Source organism: Stenotrophomonas sp. Sm6012, from assembly GCF_030985895.1.
In the GTDB taxonomy this organism is placed as follows: Bacteria; Pseudomonadota; Gammaproteobacteria; order Xanthomonadales; family Xanthomonadaceae; genus Stenotrophomonas; species Stenotrophomonas forensis.
The window spans coordinates 1-21,247 of record NZ_JAPTFX010000044.1; the positions used below are offsets into that span (position 1 = coordinate 1).

Below are 21,247 nucleotides of genomic sequence, written 5' to 3' on the forward strand. Positions count from 1 at the left end.
ATTCAGCAGTTGCCGGCCAGCGGCCGGCACTACCGGAATCCAGGGACGTCAGGCACGAAAAAGCCGGGGCATGCCCCGGCTTTTTCGTTGTCGGCTGGCGGGCGGTGGAGCAGCTGGCGGGCAAAGGCTGGCTGGCGGTGCTCCGGTGCTGGCGGGCGACAGAACGCTGTGCTTCTTCTGGTAGAGCCGACCGCTGGTCGGCTGTTTTTTTTGTAGAGCAGCCGACCAGCGGTCGGCTCTACCGGGTGGTCGCCGGGCATGGCCCGGCGCCACCTCCGGCTCAGTGCGCCGGGGCGCCGTTGCCGTCGATCTTGCTCAGCTGGTACAGCTCCAGGCCGATGCGCTTGATCAGGCCCAGCTGCTGCTCCAGCCACCAGGCATGGTCTTCCTCGGTGTCCTTCAGCTGCGCCAGCAGAATGTCGCGGCTCACGTAGTCACCCTTCTCTTCGCACAGCTTCATGCCGGCGGCGAGATTGTTCCGAACCGCGTATTCAGTATCCAGGTCCTTCTGCAGCATCTCCTCCACGGTCTTGCCCGGCTCGGTGGCATGCGGGCGCATGTCCGGGTCGCCGCCCAGGAACAGGATGCGGCGCAGCAGCGCGTCGGCGTGCTGGGTCTCTTCTTCCATCTCGTGGTTCAGGCGTTCGTACAGCGCGAACAGGCCCTGGTCCTCGTAGCGGCGGGAATGGATGAAGTACTGGTCGCGGGCAGCAAGCTCGCCGCGCAGCAGTTCCTTCAGGCAGGCGATGACGTCCGGGTTGCCTTTCATGGGGGGGCTCCTGTGAATCGATGCGGCATAGGGTGACGCATTTCCGGCGACGGTGATCTAATCGGAATCAGTCGCAGTTGCGCCTGCGGCTACAATCGATCCTCGAGCGTGGAAAGGACGTGCGATGCGACGTACATGGCGTTGGGTGCTGGGCGTATTGATCGCCATCGTGCTGGTCACCGTTCTGGTGCCGTGGCTGCTGCTGCGCGGCAGCCTGGCCGACCTGGACGGCGAGCATGCGCTGCCGGGCCTGGCCAAGCCGGTCACCGTCGAGCGCGACGCGCTGGGCGTGGTCACCATCACCGCCGGCAGCCAGGCCGACGCGATGCGTGCGCTGGGCCGCGTGCATGCGCAGGAACGCTATTTCGAGATGGACCTGATGCGGCGCAGTGCCGCTGGCGAGCTGTCCGCGCTGTTCGGGCCGAAGGCCATCGACGCCGACAAGCGGATGCGCGTGCATCGCCTGCGCGCGCGTACCGAGGCGAACATGCAGGCCGCGCTGGGCAGCAACAGCGAGGCCGTGGGCGCCTACGTCGCCGGCGTCAATGAGGGATTGGCCGGACTCCCGGTACGGCCATGGGCGTACCTGCTGCTGCGGCAGGCGCCGCAGCCCTGGCAGGCCAGCGACAGCGTGCTCACCGGGCTGGCCATGTACGCCGACCTGCAGGACCCGGGCAACCAGACCGAACTGGCGCTGAGCCGCATCCGCGCGGTGGTGCCGCCGGCGCTGTACGCCCTGCTCGCCCACGATGGCAGCGAATGGGATGCCCCGTTGTTCGGCGAACCGACCGGCAACGCCGTGCTGCCCGACGCCAGCCAGCTTGATCTGCGCACATTGCAGGGAAAGCCGGGCACCAGGCAGGAAGAGGCCGACGCGGTCGGCAGCAACAACTTCGCCGTATCCGGTGCACTGACCGCCGACGGCCGCGCCATCGTCGCCGATGACATGCACCTGGGCCTGCGCGCGCCAGCGCTGTGGTTCCGCGTGCGCCTGCGCTACCCCGATCCGCAGGCCGCGGGCGGCCAGGTCGATGTCACCGGTTTCTCGCTGCCCGGCCTGCCGGCGGTGATCGTCGGCAGCAACGGGCATGTCGCCTGGGGCTTCACCAACAGCTACATCGACACGGCGGACTACCGCACTGAACCGGCCAACGCGGCGGTCACCGTGCATGACGAGCGCATCGCGGTGGCGGGCCAGGCCGACGTGCTGTTCCCGGTGCGCGAAAGCGCCTGGGGACCCATCCTGCACACGCATGCCGATGGCAGCGGCGATGCCCTGCGCTGGGTCGCACAGCTGCCGGGTGCGGTGCGCCTGGACTTCGGTGACCTGGCCCGTGCCGGCGATCTGCAAGCCGCCCTGCACTTCGCCGACCAGGCCGGCATCCCCGCTCAGAACCTGGTGATCGGCGACCGCAGCGGACGCATCGCCTGGCGCTTGATCGGCGCCAGGCCCGACCGCGGCCCCGGCTGTGCACCGGCCGGCTTCAATACCGCCAGCAACCAGGACTGCGCACCCTGGCCGATCCGCAGCGACGCCGCACCGGCACTGATCGACCCACCCGATCATCGCCTGTGGACCGCCAACGGCCGCGTCCTCGACGGCGAGGCCTTGGCCAGCGTCGGCCATGGCGGTTATGACCTCGGTGCCCGTGCGCGTCAGATCCGCGACCTGCTGGCCATCCAGGAGCGCTTCGACGAGCACGACCTGTTGGCAATCCAGCTCGACGACCGTGCGGTGTTCCTGCAGCGCTGGTGGGCACTGCTGCACGACGTCATCGAACGCAGTGACGATCCCGCGCTGAAGCGGTTGGGAGAAGCCAGCCATCAATGGGGCGGCCGCGCCTCGGCCAGCTCGGTCAGCTACCGGGTGGTGCGCGAGTTCCGCTCGCAGGTAATGCAGACGCTGTCTGACGCACTACTGGCCCCGGCCAACGTTCGACTGGGAGAGGACTACCTGGAACCGCGGCTGGCGCAGCTGGAAGGCGTCGCCTGGCCGATGCTGCAGCAGCGCCCGGCCAACCTGCTGCCCCCCGCCTTCGACAGCTGGGACGCACTGCTGGTCGATGCGGCACGACGTACCGAGGCCGAACTGTCCAAACAGGGCCCGCTGGCCCAGCGCGGCTGGGGCGAACGCAACACCGCGGCGATCTGCCATCCGATCGCAGGCGCGCTGCCGGACTTCGCAAAGCGCTGGCTGTGCATGCCGGCCGATCGCCTGCCCGGCGACCGCGACATGCCGCGCGTGCAGACGCCAAATTTCGGCGCGTCCGAGCGGATGGTGGTCTCGCCCGGGCACGAGGCCGACGGCATCGTGCACATGCCCGGCGGCCAGAGCGGCCATCCGCTGTCCCCCTACTGGGGTGCCGGCCATGAAGACTGGGTGCATGGCCGCCCGACCCCGTTCCTGCCGGGCAAGGCCCAGCATGTGATGACGCTGGTGCCTGCACGTTGAGGATCGCGGCCAGATCCTTCTCCCAAAGGAGAAGGAATCTGACCCCGCCATTGCCGGCCAGCGGCCGGCACTACTGCCGGCGCTAGGCCAGTGCCTGTTCGTGCACGCCGGCAATCGCACGCCCGGACGGGTCGGCCGCTGCCGCGAAACTGGCATCCCATGCAATCGCCGCCGGCGACGAACAGGCGATCGACTTGCCGCCCGGTACGGTTTCGGCAGCCGCACGGCTGGGGAAGAACTGCTCGAACAGGTGGCGGTAGTAGTACGCCTCCTTGGTCTGCGGCGGGTTGTGCGCGAAGCGCTTGTCTGCGGCCGCCAGCACACGGTCGCTCACCTGTGCTTCGGCATGCGCCTTCAGCCCGTCGATCCAGCCATAGCCGACGCCATCACTGAACTGTTCCTTCTGCCGCCACAGGATGCTGTCCGGCAGGTAGCCGTCGAACGCCTCGCGCAGCACCGCCTTCTCGATGCGGCGGCCTCCGAACCCGGCGCCGACCATCTTGTGCGCGGCGTCGATACGCATCGCCACGTCGAGGAATTCGCGATCCAGGAACGGCACGCGCGGCTCCACGCCCCAGGCCATCATCGACTTGTTGGCGCGCAGGCAATCATAGTTGTGCAGGGCATCGAGCTTGCGCACCAGTTCATCGTGGAATTCGCGCGCATCCGGCGCCTTGTGGAAGTACAGGTAGCCACCGAAGATCTCGTCGCTGCCTTCGCCGGACAGCACCATCTTCACCCCCATCGCCTTGATCCGCCGCGCCAGCAGGAACATCGGCGTCGATGCGCGGATGGTGGTGACGTCATAGGTCTCGATGTGGCGGATCACTTCCGGCAGTGCATCCAGGCCTTCTTCGAAGGTGTATTCGAAGCCATGGTGCACGGTACCCAGCGCTTCGGCGGCAACCGCCGCGGCAGCCAGATCGGGCGAGCCCTTCAGGCCAATCGCGAATGAATGCAGGCGCGGCCACCAGGCTTCGGTCCGGCCGCCGTCCTCGATGCGACGGCGTGCATAGCGCGCAGCCACGGCGGCGACCAGCGAGGAATCGAGGCCACCGGACAACAGCACCCCGTACGGCACGTCACTCATCAGCTGGCGTTCGACCGCATGCTCGAAGGCCTGGCGAAGCTCGGCCAGGTCGGCCTGGCGGCCCTGCACATCCGCGTACTCGCGCCACGGCTGCTGGTAATAGCGCACCAGTTCGCCGCTGGCGCTGTCGAAATAGTGGCCCGGCGGGAACTGCGCGACGTCTGCACAGGTGTCCACCAGCGCCTTCATTTCCGAGGCCACGCGCAGGCGACCCTGCGCATCATGGCCCCAGTACAGCGGCACCACGCCGAGCGGGTCACGCGCCACCAGCACGCGGCCGCTGTCACGGTCCCACAGCGCGAAGGCAAAGATGCCGTTGAGCTGCTCCAGCCACTGCGCCGGCGATCCGCCCTGGCGGTACAGCGCGTTGATCACTTCGCAGTCCGAGCCGGTCTGGAAGTCATAGGCGGCGGTCAGCGCGGCCTTCAGCTGCTGGTGGTTGTAGATCTCGCCGTTCACCGCCAGCGCCAGCTGGCCATCGGCCGACAGCAGCGGCTGCGAGCCGCCGGCCGGATCGACGATGGCCAGCCGCTCGTGGACCAGCAATGCGCCTTCGTCGAGGTACACGCCGCTCCAGTCCGGGCCGCGGTGGCGCTGGCGCTGCGACAGTTCCAGCGCGTGGCGGCGCAGGGAGGGAAGATCGTCACCGGCCTGCAGGCCGAAGATTCCAAAGATCGAACACATGGCGGAGCTCCTGTTGGGGGATTTCACGGGTGGGAAGGTGTTCGACCGGCCATCCAGGCCCGGCTGGGGCTGCGCCCGGGCACAAAAAAACCCGCATCGGCCGATGCGGGTTTTCTGGTGTCCGGGCGTATGTTGCTGTCTATCTACCCAGGGCGCAGTCCCGCATCGGCCGCGCACGATTATTCGCGCGCAGATTATTGCGGTTGTTGTTGACGGCGGTGGCCAGGTGGATCGACATGGCATCGACCCTACCCCGGTTTCCGGCACGGTGCAACAGTTGCGTCGGCAACCTGCCGGACCGCCTGGCGGCGCATAATGGCCCACCCCGAAATGTGTAACTGGAATGCAACACCGCAATGGACGCACCGGGGCGCTGGCCGCCCTGCTCTGCCTGGGCCTGGCCGCATGCCAGACCGTGCCCCCGCCCTCGCCCCTGCCGCCAGCCCAGCTGCAACGCCTGGAGCAACGCGGCACCGACGGCAGCTTCGACGGTGCCTGGGACAGCGCACAGACCTTCGAGCACTTCAACAATCCGCGCGCGATCACGTACTACGAGCGCGCCGCCGCGATCACGCCCTGGACCTTCCACAACACCAGGGCGGAACAAGCACTGGGCCGGATCTGGACGTCCGGCACGCTGCGGCATGCCGACAGCCCCCATATCGACCCTGCGCCGGTTCTGCGTGCGTCGTGGCGACGTGGCGAACGCGCCTACCTGGCAGCGGCCAACCACGGCAATCCCTACGCGTTCCATGAACTCGCCACTGCCTATCGCGCGCGCAGCGACGCGCAGCTGGCATTGCGCTGGGACCTGCGCGCGATGATCTACCACCGCTATCCAAGCCGTTCTTCGCGACTGCCGGATGCGCTGGCCGCGCAGGCCGGCACCGTGCACCCGTTGGTGGCCCGCATCCAGCGACGCGCCGAGCGCGGCGATGCCGAAGCGCAGGTGGACCTGGGCGCGCTGCTGGAAAGAGGCGTGGGCCTGCCGCGCGATCCTGCGCGCGCCCTGCAGCTGTACCAAAGCGCCGGTGAGCAGGGCAACGTGTTCGGCCAGTACTTCGCTGGGCTGTTGCTGGGGCGCGGTACGCCGGGTGTAGAGAAGGACGCGGAAGCAGCGACGCGCTGGTTCGCCAGGGCCGAGGCGCAGCACTTCTACATGGCCGCGCCGGACTATTGGAAAAAAGCGGTGGAGCCGCCGTTCTTCATTTTCTCGGAGTAGTAGAAAGCAGCCTCAGCCGAAGGCGTGCCGACCAACGGCCGGCACCCACCCTCCTCACACCAGCAGCCGTTCCACCAGCCGCTGGTACAGCCCCGGCAGCGCTTCCAGCTCGTCCACGCGCACGTTCTCGTCCACCTGGTGGATGCTGGCGTTGACCGGCCCCACTTCGATGCACTGCGCACCCAGCGGTGCGATGAAGCGCGCGTCGGAGGTGCCACCGCCGGTGCTTTCCTCCGGCGCACGACCGATGTGTTCGGCCAGCACGGCACGCGCAGTGGCGCGCAAGGTACCTTCCGGGGTGTAGAACGGCTCGCCGCTGCGATGCCACTTCAGCGTGTACTGCAGGCCATGCCGGTCGAGCAGTGCAGCGATCTCCGCCTCCAGCTTCGGCGCGTCCCAGTGCGGGTTGTAGCGGATGTTGAAGTCCACCTCCAGCTCACCGGGAATCACGTTGTTGGCGCCCGTGCCGGCATGGATGTTGGAGATCTGCAGGCTGGTCGGCGGAAAGCTCTCGTAGCCTTCGTCCCAGCGCCGCGCACTCAGTTCGGCCAGTGCCGGCGCGGCCTGGTGGATGGGATTGCGCGCCTTTTCCGGGTACGCCACATGCCCCTGCACGCCCTGTACGCGCAGCTTGGCCGACAGGCTGCCGCGACGGCCGACACGCAGCAGGTCACCCAGCGTCGCAGTCGACGAAGGCTCACCGGTGATGCACCAGTCGATGCGCTGGCCACGCTCGGCGAACAGCCGTGCCACATGGCGCACGCCATCGATCGCGTCGCCTTCTTCGTCGCTGGTCAACAGCACCGCCAGCGTGCCGGGATGATCGGGGTGCGCGGCCACGAACTGCTCGGCGGCGACCACGAACGCAGCCACGCTGCCCTTCATGTCGGCCGTGCCACGGCCATACAGCACGCCGTCACGGATTGTCGGCGTGAACGGGTCGCTCGCCCATGCCTCGCGTGGGCCGGGCGGCACCACGTCGGTGTGTCCCAGCAGCACCAGCACCGGCGCGCCCTGCCCGTGGGTCGCCCACAGGTTGTCGACCTCGCCCAGGCGCAGGTGATCGCAGTGGAACCCGGCCTGCTTCAGCCGTGCCGCCAGCAACGCCTGGCAGCCGGCATCGTCCGGCGTCACCGAGGGGCGTGCAATCAGCTCGCAGGTCAGGTCGAGAACAGCACTCATGCGCCGCCCACGCCGAAGCGTGCCTTGAATCCGTTGTCACTGAAACCCTGGCTGACCGTGCCGTCGGCGGTTACCACCACCGGGCGCTTGATCAGCTGCGGGTACTCACGCAGCAGCAGCTTCCACTCGGCATCCGAGTCGGCCGCCTTGCGGTTGTCCGGCAGCTGCCGCCAGGTGGTGGAGGACCTGTTGACCATCGCCCCCAGGCCACCCAGCTGCGCGGCCCATTCCAGCAGGGTTTGAGGGCTGGGCTTGTTGTCGCGGTAGTCGACGAAGGTGTACGGCACGCCGAAGCGGTCCAGCCACTTGGTTGCCTTCTTGCAGGTATCGCAGTTCTTCAAACCGTAGACAGTGGTGCTCATGGCCATCTGTGATGCTGGAAAACAGAGGGCCAGAATCTCACAACAGGCGCTCGGACACGACCCGGAACGGCACCGCCGGCAGCCGCAGCGCCAGCCCCTCGGCCAGGTTCACGCCCATCGCCTGCAGGCGCGGACAGTGCGCTCCGCCCTCCAGCTGCAGCGGTTGCAGCTGGGTGATATCCACCGGCAGATCGATGCGGGTGCTGGCCCAGCGCCCATCGCAGGTCCGTGCGATGGCCTCGTCCTGGCAGGTCAGGAATCGCAGCCGCGCGTCCTGGTCATCGCAGAACCCGGCCCATGCCGAAGGGTTCCAGCCTTCGGCGGCGCGCCACCGCAGATGCAGCACCGGGGCACTGCCCTGCCCGCCTTCGATCCAGGTCTGCCCGCCGCCATCGGCGCGTATCTGGTGTTCGAAATGCGTGGACAGATGGGGCTGCATCGCATCGCTGAACGCGCGCGCACCGGCCACGAAGGCCAGCTGGTCCATCACGTTGCGGTCGAACAGCACCACCGGCGTCCCGTCCGGATCGTCGTCCCGGCGCAGGTACCAGCGCCAGTTGCTCTGGCGTGGCGAGGGCATCAGCGCGCGCAGCGGTCCGGCCATGCCGGGCCCGAAATGGCCATGGCGGTAGCTGAGGATGGTGTACGGCGTACGCCCTCCATGCACCACGTAGTGATGGCCCGGCGGCGGTGGCGGTGCATGGCGCACATCGACCCACCAGCTCACATACACCACGTCGCGCACGTCGCTGACCAGCACCGGCATCGGCCAGCGCCGCGACAGCGCACGCCGCAGCCGGGTCCAGCGAGGGGCGTGCAGCAGGCGAGGCAGCATCCGCCCGAACAGGGTGTCGGACGGATGCCGGTAGATCGCGGACTGCGCCAGGTCTTCCGGCGCCGTCACCTTCAGTCGGCCAGGCCGCGCAGCAGGTCGTTGACGCTGGTCTTGCTGCGGGTCTTCGCATCGACCTGCTTGACGATCACTGCGCAATACAGCGAGTGGGTACCGTCCTTGCTCGGCAGCGAACCGGACACCACCACGCTGTACGGCGGGATGTAGCCGTAGCTGATCTCGCCGGTAGCGCGGTTGTAGATGCGCGTGCTCTGGCTGAGGAACACGCCCATGCCGATCACGCTGTGGTGGCCGACCACCACGCCTTCCACCACTTCCGAACGCGCACCGATGAAGCAGTGGTCTTCGATGATGGTCGGGCTGGCCTGCAGCGGTTCCAGCACGCCGCCGATGCCGGCGCCGCCGGACAGGTGGCAGTGCTGGCCGATCTGCGCGCAGGAACCGACGGTGGCCCAGGTGTCGACCATGGTGCCTTCGCCGACGTAGGCACCGATGTTGGTGAAGCTCGGCATCAGCACCACATCCTTGCCGAAGTACGTGCCGCGGCGGGCGATCGCACCCGGCACCACGCGCACGCCGCCACGGCGGAACTTCGCTTCGTCATAACCGGCGAAACGCGATTCGACCTTGTCCCAGAACGGCGCCGGGCGCGCATCGACCACCGCCATGTCGTTGACGCGGAAGTACAGAAGCACGGCCTTCTTCAGCCACTCGTTGACCTTCCAGCCGCCGTGGCCGTCCGGCTCGGCAACCCGGAACTCGCCGCTTTCCAGGCCATCGATCACCCGGTTCACCAGTGGCTTGGTCGAGCCTTCCAGCTCATGCAGGGTCAGCGTGGCGCGGCGCTCGAAAGCGCTCTCGATGCCGAACTTCAGCTCTTCCACGCCCGGCGCGGCCGGCTTGCGCAGCGACTTGCGGGCAATGGTTTCGGCGCGTGCGGCTTCGGCGCTCTTGGCCGGCGCCTTCTTCGTTGCAGCCACCTTCTTCGCCGGGGCCTTCACCACAGCGGCCTTCTTCGGCGCAGCGGCCTTCTTCGCGGCCGGCGCGGCGGCAGGTTTCTTGGCCGCTGCGGCCTTCGGGGTCGCGGCGGTTTTCTTGGCGGTCTTGGTGGCCATCAGGCGGGGTCTCCGGCGTTTCGATCAGGGTCCAGGCAGGCCAGCATCGCGTCATGCAGCTGCTGCCGGGCAGGTTCAGTCAGGGGGAGGTCGTGTTCGTCACTGATCACGAAAGTGTCTTCGGCGCGTTCGCCGAATGTGGCAATGCGCGCGTCATGCACGCGCAGGCCCTGGTTGCGCAGCACGAACGCCACGTCGGCCAGCAGGCCGGGACGGTCGGGGGCGACCAGGGCAAAACGGGTCGCGCCGGGCTCATCGCGGAACTCGATGCGCGGGGCAAAGCGGAAATGGCGCAGCTGACGTGGCACCACCCGGCGCGAAGGCCGCAGCCGGGTCAGGTCACCGCTGAGCGCCTCGCGCAGCGCGGCCTCCAGGTTGGCGCTGCTGCCATCGGCGAAGGTATCGGCCGGGTTCACCTCGAAGGTATCGAAGATGGTGTCGGCAGGGCCATCCAGCACGCGCGCGCGGTGGATGCCATAGCCCTTGCGGTCCAGGGTCATCACGATGGCGGCGAACAGGCCGTCGCGGTCCGGCGAATGCACGAACACTTCCAGTGCCGGGTCGTCGACGCTGATCCGGCGCACCTTCACCAGTGCCTGGCCCTGCTTCACCGGCACCAGCGCGGCCGCCTGCCAGGCCAGCTGCTCCGGCCGCAGCCGGATGAAGCCTTCGTCGGGCATCACCGCGAACTGGCGGTCGATGGTGGCATCGTCGTAGCCCCGCTCGCGCACCAGCGCGCGCACGCTGTCACGCGCCTCGGCCACGCGCTCGGCCGCCGGCACCGGATGTTCCAGCCCTTCGCGCAGCGCGCGCCGGGTGGCGAAGTAGAGATCGGCCAGCAGGCGGTCCTTCCACGCGTTCCACAGCTTCGGGCTGGTGCCGGCGATGTCGGCACAGGTCAGCAGGTACAGATAGTCGAGGCGGTCGCGGCTGCCGACCAGGGTCGCGAAGCGATGGATCACCACTGGATCGGCGATGTCCTGCTTCTGCGCGGTCACCGACATGCGCAGGTGCTGTTCGACCAGCCATGCCACCAGCTCGGTATCGGTGCCACTCAGCGCATGGGCCTGGCAGAACGCGCGCGCGTCCACCGCACCCAGCTCCGAATGGTCGCCGCCACGGCCCTTGGCGATGTCATGGAACAGGCCGGCCAGCAGCAGCAGCTCCGGCTTGCGCAGGCGTGGCCACACTTCGTGCGCGATCGAGAATCGCTCGTCGGCACGGCTGCTGGCGAACAGGCCGATGTTGCGCAGGACCATCAGCGTGTGCTGGTCGACGGTGTAGACATGGAACAGGTCGAACTGCATGCGCCCACTGACCTGGGCAAACGCTGGAATCCACTGCCCGAGCACGCCCAGCCGCGCCATGCGCGAAAGCGTGTCGACCGGGCGCTGGCCACGCAGCAATGCCAGGAACTGCTCGCGCGCATCGGCGTCGGCCACGTCGTAGGCCGGCAGCACGGGCAGCGCTTCGGCCAGCGCGCGCGCGGTCAGCGAATGCAGGCCGCGCACCTGCGGATTGTTGGCCCAGCTGGCGAACAGCGCGAATACCTGGCCGATATCGCCGCGCGGCCAGTCGGCATCGTTGGCCGCCAGGTAGCCGCGGCGCAGGGAAAAGCCCACGGTCAGCGGTTCCGGCTGCGCCTCGCCGTCGAACTGTTCCTCGAAGCGCTGCAGCAGGCGGTCGCTGATCCGGCGCACCACCAGTGCGGCGCGATAGAAGCCCTGCATCATCTTTTCGACACCGAGATTCTCGGCATCGTCTTCGAAGCCCAGGCGCGCGGCCAGGGTCTTCTGGTAATCAAAGCGCAGGCGCTCTTCCGGGCGGCGCGCCACCAGGTGCAGGCCGAAGCGCAGCCGCGCCAGCACCGCGCGTTCGCGCTTCAGCGCGGCCGCTTCATCGGCGCCCAGGTGGCCGAGCCCGACCAGCGCCTCCAGGTCACGCACGCCAAACGCGCGCAGCGCCATCCAGCCCAGCGTATTGAGATCGCGCAGGCCGCCGGGGCCATCCTTCAGGTCCGGCTCCAGGTTGTCGGCGGTATCACCGAAGCGCTGGTGGCGGTTGCGCAGTTCTTCCAGCTTGGCCAGGAAGAACGTGCGCGCCGGCCACAGCTCGCGATCATCAATGGCCTCGCGCAGGGCGCGACGCGTGGCCTCTTCGGCCAGGATCGGGCGCGCCTCGATCAGCGCGGTCAGTACGGTCTGGTCGGCCGCCGCCTCGCGGCATTGCGCCGCCGACCGCACGGCATGGCTGACCGCCAGCCCGCAATCCCACAGCAGTGCGAACAGGCGCGCCAGTGCCGGCTCGTGGGCCAGCTGTGCCGGCGGCTCGCCGAACACCAGCAGGTCGATGTCCGAACGCGGGAACAGTTCGCCGCGGCCGTAGCCGCCCACCGCAAACAATGACAGGCCACTGTCGGCCGGCAGGCAGCGCTGCCAGGCCAGGCGGATCAGATGGTCGGCTGCGCGTGCGCGCAGCGCCAGCAGGCGTTCGATGTTGTCGCCCTGGTCGAAGCGGCGGTACAGGCGCGCGTCGGCCTGCTGCAGCGCCTGGCGCGCGGCAGAAGCCCAGTCCGGGTCGTTGAGCGACGCGGCCGGCGTGTCCAGCAGCGAACTCGCCGGCAGCATCCTCAGGAGACCTGCGACTCGCCCGGCGACAGGGTCAGCACATCCACGCCGGTCTCGGTGACCGCGATCATGTGCTCCCACTGCGCCGACAGCTTGCGGTCCTTGGTCACCACGGTCCAACCGTCCGGCAGCACCTTGTTGTAGCGGGTGCCCTCGTTGATCATCGGCTCGATGGTGAAGGTCATGCCCGGCTGCAGCACCAGGCCCTGGCCCGGGCGGCCGTAATGCACCACCTGCGGCTCGTCGTGGTAGACCTTGCCGATGCCGTGGCCGCAGTACTCGCGCACCACGCTGAAACGCTCGCCTTCGGCATAGCTCTGGATAGCATGGCCGATGTCGCCCAGGGTGGCGCCCGGACGCACCGCGCGAATGCCGCGCCACATCGCTTCGTAGGTGGTTTCCACCAGGCGGCGCGCCATCACCGACGGCGTGCCGACGAAGTACATGCGGCTGGTGTCGCCGTGCCAGCCGTCCTTGATGACGGTGACGTCGATATTGACGATGTCGCCATCCTTGAGCACCTTCCCTTCACTGGGGATGCCGTGGCAGATGACGTTGTTGACCGAGGTGCACACGGTCTTGGGGAAGCCGCGGTAGCCAACGTTGGCCGGAATGGCGCCCTGCACGTTCACGATATGGTCGTGGCAGATGCGGTCCAGTTCCTCGGTGGTGACACCGGGCTTGACGTGGGGGGTGACGATGTCGAGCACTTCACTGGCCAGGCGGCCGGCGATGCGCATCATCTCGATTTCCTGCGGGGTTTTCAGATTCACGCTCATGGCGCCCATTATCGCTGATCCAGCTGCAATCTGAACGAACGCCACCCAACTGGCGATCCGGGCCATGCACGGTTCCGGCAAGGAAATTGAAAGCGTGACGGACTAGGCCCTTTCGAGTCCCTATTTATCACGGATTACAGACACTTGCGCTGCCTAAGCTGGCGCCAGCGTCGTCAAAGCGGCACCGATCGTGCCGTCTTCGCCTTGTTCAACAGACCTTCGGGTCAGGGAGGTTGTCCATGCGATCCCCACTTCGCTCCCCGCTGGCCTGGGCCATCGCCGGGCTGCTGATGTCCAGCCCGGTGCTGGCCGCCGACACCACCACCTTCAACGTCACCCTGGTGGTCACCAAGGCGTGCACGATCACCGCCGCGGCGGCCACCAACGTGGATTTCGGCACCGCCGCCTCCACCACCACCACGCCCACGCTGGGCCAGGGCACGGTGACCGCGCAGTGCTCGGCGCTGACCCCGTACACGATTTCGCTGAATGCGGGCGCCAACGCCAGCACCGCCAATGACGTCACCACCCGCCGGATGAAGAACACCAATGCGGCGGTGACCGCCAACAACTATGTCGGTTACCAGCTGTACCAGGATGCCGCGCACACGCTGGTATGGGGGGCCACCACCGGCACCAACACCCAGGCCGGCATCGGCACCGGCCTGGCGGTGCCCTACATCGTCTACGGCCAGATCCTGAACCTGAGCACCAACAACCCGGCCACCGGTAACTACCTGGATACGGTCACCGCCACGATCACCTATTGATGGAGCACGCCCGCATGGCCGGATCCCGCCCGTGGCGCGCCACCGGCGTGGCGCTGCTCGCCCTCTGCCTGCTGGCGGCCCCCATGGCAGGGGCCACCAGTTTGCAGGTGGCCCCCACCAGCCTGCAGCTGGAAGCCCGCCAACGCGCCGGCGAACTGTGGCTGACCAACAGCGGCACTTCACCGGTGAAGCTGCAGGTGCGTGTGTTCCGCTGGGTCCAGCAGAACGGGCAGGAACAGCTGCTGCCCACCGATGAACTGGTCGCCACCCCGCCGATGCAGGAACTGGCGGCCGGACAGCAGCAGCTGGTGCGGGTGATGCGGCCCACCCGTGAGCCGCCGCCGGCCCAGCAGTACTACCGGCTGATCGTGGACGAGGTGCCCGACCTGGCCACCCGCGCTGACGGCATGCAGTTCGTGCTGCGCTATTCGATCCCGGTATTCGTGCAACCGGCGTCGGGCAAGCTGGCCGCACGGCTGCAGGCCCGGCTGGTGCGGCTGGACGATGGCCGCGACGGCGTGGAGGTGTCCAATTCAGGCGACAGTTACGCACAGATCGCCGACCTCGCGCTGGGCAGTGCCAAGCGCCCGCGCATCGTGCACCCCGGCCTGCTGGGCTACGTACTGCCCGGCCAGGTGATGCGCTGGCCGCTCGAACGCACGGCGATCGACCGCGACAACGACCAGATCACGGCCAAGCTCAATGGCGAGTCGGAACAGACGCCACTGTCGCCACCACCGGCTCGCTGAGGCGTTGATGGGCGCGCTGCTTGCTGCCCTGGCTCCTGCGGCGACCGAAGCCGCCGATGTGTCCGGCGCAGGAGCCACCGGGGCTGCCGATGTATCCGGCGTGTCCGCCGATGCCATCCTGCCGCCTCCCACTCCGCTCACCGCCAGCCAGACGCTGTACCTGGACGTATCGCTCAACAGCACGCCGCGCGGCCTGCTGCCATTCACCGACAATCGCGGTCGCCTGCAGGCCAGTCCCGAAGTGCTGCGCCAGCTCGGCTTCAATGCCAGCGGCGACGCGCCGGTGTACCTGGACCAGATCAGCGGCGCGGTGGTGCGCTATGACGCCCACATGCAGACCCTGGCACTGGACGTACCGCTGGACCAGCTGACCCTGCCGACCACCGTGCTCAGCCGCCCGCAGGCGCGCGCGCCCGCTGGCAGTGCATCGCCCGGCGTGCTGCTCAACTACGACGTGTATGGCAGCCGGGTGGACACGCTCGGCAACCTCAGCCTGAGCTCGGAACTGCGCCTGTTCGGCGTCGGCAACGGCACGTTCGAGAACACCGCGATCAGCCGTCGCTACCAGCAGCCCGGCGACCGCCGCTGGCGTGGCGAGAGCGTGCGCCTGGATACGCGCTGGAGCCTGGATTTCCCCGACCAGGCAATGACCCTGGAGGTTGGCGACTTCTACAGCGGCTTCGTCGACTGGACCCGGCCGGTGCGCCTGGGCGGCCTGCAGGTCGGCCGCAACTATGGCCTGCAACCGTATCGCGTGCTGACCCCCACCCCCAGTTTCCTCGGCCAGGCGGTGGTGCCCTCCACGGTCGAGCTGTATGTCGATGGCCTGCGCCAGTACAGCGGCCAGGTGCCGGTCGGCCCGTTCCAGCTGGCCGCGCAACCCGGCATCAGCGGCACCGGCAGCGCCCAGGTGGTGGTGACCGATGCGTTCGGCCGCATGCAGACGCTGGATTTCAGCTTCTATGGCACCCAGCAGCTGCTGGCCAAGGGGTTGTCGGACTGGTCGCTGGGCGTCGGCCATCTGCGCGAAGACTTCGGCCAGCGCTCGTTCGCCTACGACGACCGCACGGTTGCAAGCGCCAGCTGGCGCGGCGGCGTCAGCGATACATTCACCGGCGAAGCACATGCCGAAGGCGGCGCTGGCCTGGCCCAGGCCGGCCTCGGCGGCTGGTGGCTGCTCGGCAGTGCCGGCGTGTTCAACGCCGCCTATGCGCACAGCGACTACCACGGCCTGCAGGGCGGGCAATGGGCGCTGGGCTACAGCTGGAACAACCGCCGCCTCAACGTCAACCTGCGCAGCGTGCGCAGCCACGGCGACTACCGCGACCTGGGCGCGTTGCAGGGCAACCTGCCGCCGAGCATCAGCGAACAGGCCACGGTCGGCATGGATCTGCTGCGGCTGGGCACGCTCAGCGCCAGCTACCTGCGCCTGCGCTATCCCGATGGCGAGGACAACCGCTACGCCAGCCTGTTCTGGTCGCGCACCTGGAGCCAGCGCTGGTCGGCCTACCTGTCGGTGAACCAGAACCTGGACCAGAGCGACGACCGCAGCATCTATCTGTCGGTGACCGCCAGTCTCGGCAACAACCGCCAGGCCAGCCTGTCCAGCCAGCGCAATGGCGACAGCCAGAGCTGGGTGGCCGACGTCACCCAGCCGGTGCCGGGCGATGGCAGTGCCGGCGGTGTTGGCTGGCGCGCCCAGGTCCGTCATGGCGAAGACGGCAATGGCGGCCTGGCCGAGGTCGGCATCCTCAACGATGTCGGCCGCTACTCGTTCGGTGCGTCGCGCCAGGGCGGCCTGAACTATGCCTACGCCAGTGCCAGCGGCAGCCTGGTGTGGATGGGCGGGCACGCCTTCGCCACCCGCGAGGTCTCCGATGCGTTCGCGGTGATCAGCACCAACGGCGTCGGCGGCGTGCCGGTACGACTGGAGAACCGCCTGATCGGCGTCACCGATGATCGCGGCCTGCTGCTGGTCAGCCCGCTGCTGTCCTGGCAGCGCAACCGGGTCTCGATCGACACGCTCGACCTGCCCGAGGACATGCGCGCCGACCGCATCGAGGACTGGGTAACGCCGCGCCAGCGCGCAGGCACCCGTGTCACGTTCCAGCTGCGTTCGCGGCCCTCGCTGAGCCTGACCCTGCTGGGCATGGATGGCCAACCGCTGGAGGTCGGCAGCGAAGTGCAGCTGCCCGATGGCCGCCAGGCGACCGTTGGCTATGACGGCCTGCTCTACCTCGAGGATGTGGCTGCCGGCAGCATGCTGTACGTCACCACCAGCCGCGGCCAGTGCCGGCTGAAGGTGCCGGACCTGCCCAGGGTGGTGGCGTCCGGCGCCCGGCCGAAGCCAGCACCGCTGCACTGCATCCCGGAGGTGGCGCCATGAGGCTGCTGCTTGGCCTGCTGCTGGTGGCTGGGCTGCTGCCCGCGGCACCGGCGCGCGCCATCGCGGTCTGCACGGCCATCGCCGACCCGACACTGCCGTTCGGCAACGTCAACAGCAATGCGCCGGGCGCAACCACGGGCACGCTCAACATCACGGTGAACTGCACCACCTCCGCGCTGAGCCTGCTGGCCACCACCGGGGTGCGGGTGTGCGTGGGCATCGGTGCCGGCAGCGGTGGCGGCAGCAGCGCCAGCTGGCGGACGATGAAGACCGGCACCAGCGACAGCATGAATTTCCAGCTCTACAACACCTCCAACTTCAGCCAGGTGACCGGCCTGACCCCGCGCGGCACACCACCGGCGCAGGAACTGACCTTGACCTACAACGTGCCCCTGACCGGCGGCAACGGCACGCAGGCCACACAGCTGTTCGCACAGATCCCGGCCAATCAGATCCTGGCCTCGGGCGCGTACAGCAGCACCTTCAGCGGTGCCAGCGTGGTCCTGACCTGGGCCTGGAACGAAGTGCTGCTCGGCACCGCCACCGTGCCGGCCAACTGCAATGGCGGCGCCACCGGCACCAACAGCGCCAGCGCCGCGTTCAGCTTCACCGCCACCGCCAACGTGCTGCCGCAGTGCGGCAGCTACGTCACCACCAACATGAACTTCGGCAACGTCACCGGTGGCATTCCCGCCAACATCGACCAGACCGCCACGCTGACCCTGACCTGCCTGAAGAACACCGCCTACCAGATCAGCCTGAACAACGGCCAGAACAACCCCGCTGCCACCAGCACGCGGCGCATGGCCACCACCCTTGGCACCGGCACCTACTACCTCACCTATGAGCTTTACCGCGATGCGGCACGCAGCCTGCGCTGGGGCAACACCCTCAACGTTGATACCGTCGGCGGCACCGGAAGTGGCAGCGCGCAGCAGCTGACCATCTATGGCCGGGTGCCGCCGGTCACCGGCCAGCCCCCTGCCGGCACCTACAACGATCTGGTACAGGTGACGATCACCTATTGACGCGCGTGCCGACCCGCGGTCGGCCCCCACCTACAGATCCGGCCGATCCGGCCGATACCGCGCAACGAGTCTTTCGACACACGGGATGGCAGGTGGTTCGCGCACTTCTGATCGCGGCGATGCTGGTCGCCAGTACGCCCGCGTGGGCCGACCCCAGCAGCAGTGGCGTGCAGATCCGGCTGACCGTGGTCGAGGCGTGCAGCGGTGACACCGGCGGCGACCACTGTCCATCCCCGCCTCAGCGCAGCGATGCACCGCAGCTGCCCCCCCAGGTCCGCGACCTTGCCCCGCCGGCAGCCGACGACGATGCAGCACCTGCCGTGACCGTCATCTACTGATGCGCACACGGCTGACCCTGCTGGCGCTGCTGCTGGCGTCGCCGGCCGCGGCGGCGCTGGACCTGCTGCCGACCACGCTGCAGCTGCCAGCCGACGGCGGCCATACCGCGCTGTGGCTGTACAACCCCGGCCCGGGTCGCTGGCAGGGCCAGGTGAGGATCCTGGCCTGGGAGCAGCAGGCGGACGCCGAGCGACTGCGCCCCAGCGACCAGATCGTGGCCAGCCCGGTCCAGCTGGACCTGCCACCGGGCGCCCGCCAGCGCATCTGGCTACTGCCGCGCCTGCCGTCTCCCGTGGCCAGCGAACGGGCCTACCGGGTCGTGCTCGCGCCCAGCGCGCCTGGCCTGCCGCGCTACTCGCTGCCCCTGTTCCGGGGGCATGCCGCGCCACTGGCGCAGCCCCGGCTACGGTCCGAGGTCGACCCTGGGCCGTCGCACCCTACCCTGCGACTGGCCAATACGGGTACCCTGCACGCCCGCCTGCACGACCTCGCCTTCGTTGCCGACGATGGCCAGCGCCTCGTACTGCTGCCCGGCCTGGCCGGCTATGTGCTGGCAGGCCAGGAGCGCCATTGGGCACTACCTGCGCATGCCCGCGGCTATGCCGGCGGCCATTTCCAGGCCCGGCTGCAGGACGGCCGCGTGGTCGAACTGTCCACACCGGACCCGGCAATTGCAGCGAGCGCACCGAGCGGGCTATAATCGACCGGATTCCTGCCGCCTGCGTGCGCGGGAAACCCGTCCACACCGGACGTCACCGGTGAATCCACACCTGCTGCCCCCATCCGTGCCGGGGTGCTCCGCAAGGAGTTCGGCCACGGAGGCAACAGGGAAGCCCAACCCCGGAACCGATCGCGCTTCCATGCGCCCGCATACCTATCCCCGCGGGCGGAATCGCTGGTTCCATATCAGGAGTATTGCAATGCCCCAGGTCACCATGCGTCAGATGCTGGAAGCCGGCGTCCACTTCGGCCACCAGACCCGCTACTGGAACCCGAAGATGGCTCCGTACATCTTCGGCGCCCGCGGCAAGATCCACATCATCAACCTGGAAAAGACCGTCCCGCTGTTCAACGACGCGATGAACTTCATCTCGTCGGTGGCCCAGAAGCGCGGCACCGTCCTGTTCCTGGGCACCAAGCGCAGCGCCCGCGAAACCATCAAGGAAGAAGCCGAGCGTTGCGGCATGCCGTTCATGAACCAGCGTTGGCTGGGCGGCACCCTGACCAACTTCCGTACCGTCAAGCAGTCGGTTGCCCGCCTGAAGGAACTGGAAGCCGGTGAAACCGACGGCACCTTCGAGAAGCTGGTCAAGCACGAAGTGCTGGGCCTGCGTCGCGAGCGCGACAAGCTGGAAGCCTCGCTGGGCGGCATCAAGGACATGAACCGCCTGCCGGACGCCATCTTCGTGATCGACATCGGCCACGAAGACATCGCGATCAAGGAAGCCAAGAAGCTGGGCATCCCGGTCATCGCCGTGGTCGACACCAACTACAACCCGGAACTGGTTGATTACGCCATCCCGGGCAACGACGACGCCATCCGCGCTGTGCAGCTGTACGCCCGCGCTGCGGCCGACGCCGTGCTGGAAGGCAAGGCTGCTGCTCCGCACGCCGCCTCGGTGCGCGAGGAAGAGTTTGCTGAAGCCGCTGCTGAAGGCGAAGACAAGCCGGCCCGCCGCGCTCCGGCGAAGAAGGCCGCCAAGAAGGGCGACGACGCCCAGGCCTGATCCAGGCCCCGGGGTGGACGCCCGGCGTCCACCCTCCCTGCGCGCAGCCCTTGGCGCGTGACAGGACCGTGTCACACGGGCCGGCCACCATGCCGGCCCAACCCCTTTCTTTCGTGAGGTAATCCCGTGGAAATCACTGCTTCCCTGGTCAAGGAACTGCGCGAGCGCACCGGCGCCGGCATGATGGAATGCAAGAAGGCGCTCACCGAAGCCAACGGCGACATCAACGCCGCCGCTGAAGCCATGCGCAAGTCCGGCGCTGCCAAGGCCGACAAGAAGGCTGACCGCGTGGCTGCCGAAGGCCGTCTGGGCCTGGCCCAGGATGGCGGCAAGGCCGTGCTGGTCGAAGTCAACTCGGAAACCGACTTCGTCGCCAACGACGACAACTTCAAGTCCTTCGTCAACGCCGTCGCCGCTGCTGCCCTGGCATCGGGCGCCAACGACGTCGAAGCCGTGAAGGCTGCCAAGCTGGCCGACGGCCGCACCGTTGAAGAAGCCCGCGCCACCGCCGTGCAGACCCTGGGTGAGAACATCCAGATCCGTCGCATGGTGAAGGTGGATGGCAACAACACCATCGGCGCCTACGTCCACACCAACGGCAAGGTCGGCGTGCTGGTCGACCTGGTCGGCGGCGACGTCGAGCTGGCCCGTGGCCTGGCCATGCACGTGGCCGCGCTGAAGCCGCCGCACAACAAGGCTGCCGATGTGCCGGCCGAGTTCGTCGAGAAGGAAAAGGAAATCGAACTGGCGAAGATGTCCGAGAAGGACAAGTCCAAGCCGGCCGACATCCTGGAAAAGATCATCAGCGGCAAGATCAACAAGATCGTCAGCGACGTGACCCTGTACGGCCAGACCTACGTGCTGGGCGACACCACCGTCGAGCAGGTGGTCAAGGCCGCCGGCGCCGACGTGGCGGGCTTCAAGCTGCTGATCGTGGGCGAAGGCATCGAGAAGGTGGTGGAAGACTACGCCGCCGAAGTCGCCAAGGCGATGCAGGTCTGATTCCAGCCCTCCGGCTGTGAAGCGACCAGAAGGAGCCGCGGGAAACCGCGGCTCTTTTTTTTGTGCCCGCTGCACCTGTGGGTGCGCACACCGACGCCGGGCACACACCGG

18 protein-coding genes are annotated in these 21,247 nt (G+C 68.1%); 10 read left to right on the forward strand and 8 right to left on the reverse strand.

Translation table 11 applies throughout. From position 1 onward, the window contains the following. Positions 1–280: 280 nt before the first annotated feature. Positions 281–769, reverse strand: coding sequence for a bacterioferritin (bfr, locus tag O0J73_RS10055; protein WP_005408763.1), 489 nt, complete (start codon positions 767–769; stop codon positions 281–283). 124 nt (positions 770–893) lie between these two features. On the opposite strand from bfr, the gene O0J73_RS10060 reads away from it, so the two are divergent. Further along, entirely contained in the window at positions 894–3,221 is a 2,328-nt protein-coding gene (locus O0J73_RS10060) for a penicillin acylase family protein (RefSeq protein ID WP_308308620.1), read from the forward strand. Between the two features lie 82 nt (positions 3,222–3,303). On the opposite strand, the gene asnB is transcribed toward O0J73_RS10060, so the two are convergent. Next, a complete protein-coding gene (gene asnB / locus O0J73_RS10065; protein WP_308308621.1) occupies positions 3,304–4,995 on the reverse strand; it encodes an asparagine synthase B in 1,692 nt (563 codons plus the stop codon). Between the two features lie 343 nt (positions 4,996–5,338). Between asnB and O0J73_RS10070 the strand changes: the two genes are divergently transcribed. After that, the gene (locus O0J73_RS10070) at positions 5,339–6,217 is read left to right on the forward strand and encodes a tetratricopeptide repeat protein (RefSeq protein ID WP_308308622.1); all 879 of its coding nucleotides are present in this window, start codon (positions 5,339–5,341) and stop codon (positions 6,215–6,217) included. 54 nt (positions 6,218–6,271) lie between these two features. Here O0J73_RS10070 and dapE read toward each other — a convergent pair whose 3' ends face one another. From dapE to map, 6 genes are read right to left on the reverse strand one after another with little or no spacing between them, the layout of a single operon-like run. Then, positions 6,272–7,399 (reverse strand): succinyl-diaminopimelate desuccinylase, encoded by a 1,128-nt coding sequence (gene dapE / locus O0J73_RS10075; protein ID WP_308308623.1) that lies wholly within the window; start codon positions 7,397–7,399, stop codon positions 6,272–6,274. Further along, positions 7,396–7,767, reverse strand: coding sequence for an arsenate reductase (locus O0J73_RS10080; RefSeq protein ID WP_308308624.1), 372 nt, complete (start codon positions 7,765–7,767; stop codon positions 7,396–7,398). The genes dapE and O0J73_RS10080 overlap by 4 nt, the downstream gene beginning before the upstream one ends. Before the next feature lie 31 nt (positions 7,768–7,798). Next, positions 7,799–8,665, reverse strand: a complete 867-nt coding sequence (locus O0J73_RS10085; RefSeq protein WP_308308625.1) for a hypothetical protein — start codon at positions 8,663–8,665, stop codon at positions 7,799–7,801. 2 nt (positions 8,666–8,667) lie between these two features. Next, entirely contained in the window at positions 8,668–9,729 is a 1,062-nt protein-coding gene (gene dapD, locus O0J73_RS10090; RefSeq protein ID WP_308308626.1) for a 2,3,4,5-tetrahydropyridine-2,6-dicarboxylate N-succinyltransferase, read from the reverse strand. After that, positions 9,729–12,356, reverse strand: coding sequence for a [protein-PII] uridylyltransferase (locus tag O0J73_RS10095; protein WP_308308627.1), 2,628 nt, complete (start codon positions 12,354–12,356; stop codon positions 9,729–9,731). Before O0J73_RS10095 ends, dapD begins: the two co-directional genes overlap by 1 nt. 2 nt (positions 12,357–12,358) lie before the next feature. Beyond that, positions 12,359–13,144: a type I methionyl aminopeptidase gene (gene map / locus O0J73_RS10100; protein ID WP_006427380.1), complete on the reverse strand. Its 786-nt coding sequence runs from the start codon at positions 13,142–13,144 to the stop codon at positions 12,359–12,361. Positions 13,145–13,425: 281 nt separating this feature from the next. Between map and O0J73_RS10105 the strand changes: the two genes are divergently transcribed. From O0J73_RS10105 to tsf, 8 genes are all read left to right on the forward strand, one after another. Then, positions 13,426–13,905, forward strand: coding sequence for a spore coat U domain-containing protein (locus O0J73_RS10105; RefSeq protein ID WP_308308633.1), 480 nt, complete (start codon positions 13,426–13,428; stop codon positions 13,903–13,905). Next, positions 13,905–14,654 (forward strand): molecular chaperone, encoded by a 750-nt coding sequence (locus O0J73_RS10110; RefSeq protein ID WP_308308628.1) that lies wholly within the window; start codon positions 13,905–13,907, stop codon positions 14,652–14,654. Before O0J73_RS10105 ends, O0J73_RS10110 begins: the two co-directional genes overlap by 1 nt. Before the next feature lie 7 nt (positions 14,655–14,661). After that, positions 14,662–17,040 (forward strand): fimbria/pilus outer membrane usher protein, encoded by a 2,379-nt coding sequence (locus O0J73_RS10115; RefSeq protein ID WP_308308629.1) that lies wholly within the window; start codon positions 14,662–14,664, stop codon positions 17,038–17,040. Next, positions 17,037–18,068 (forward strand): spore coat U domain-containing protein, encoded by a 1,032-nt coding sequence (locus O0J73_RS10120; protein ID WP_197563079.1) that lies wholly within the window; start codon positions 17,037–17,039, stop codon positions 18,066–18,068. The genes O0J73_RS10115 and O0J73_RS10120 overlap by 4 nt, the downstream gene beginning before the upstream one ends. 119 nt (positions 18,069–18,187) lie before the next feature. Further along, on the forward strand, positions 18,188–18,406 hold the full coding sequence (locus O0J73_RS10125; protein ID WP_049456735.1) for a hypothetical protein: 219 nt from the start codon (positions 18,188–18,190) through the stop codon (positions 18,404–18,406). Next, entirely contained in the window at positions 18,406–19,107 is a 702-nt protein-coding gene (locus O0J73_RS10130; RefSeq protein WP_308308630.1) for a molecular chaperone, read from the forward strand. Before O0J73_RS10125 ends, O0J73_RS10130 begins: the two co-directional genes overlap by 1 nt. 220 nt (positions 19,108–19,327) lie before the next feature. Then, positions 19,328–20,134, forward strand: coding sequence for a 30S ribosomal protein S2 (gene rpsB, locus O0J73_RS10135; protein WP_006427162.1), 807 nt, complete (start codon positions 19,328–19,330; stop codon positions 20,132–20,134). Between the two features lie 126 nt (positions 20,135–20,260). Beyond that, positions 20,261–21,136 carry a translation elongation factor Ts gene (gene tsf / locus O0J73_RS10140; RefSeq protein ID WP_006427160.1) on the forward strand — a complete coding sequence of 292 codons (876 nt, stop codon included), beginning with the start codon at positions 20,261–20,263 and terminating at the stop codon, positions 21,134–21,136. Positions 21,137–21,247 lie beyond the last annotated feature (111 nt).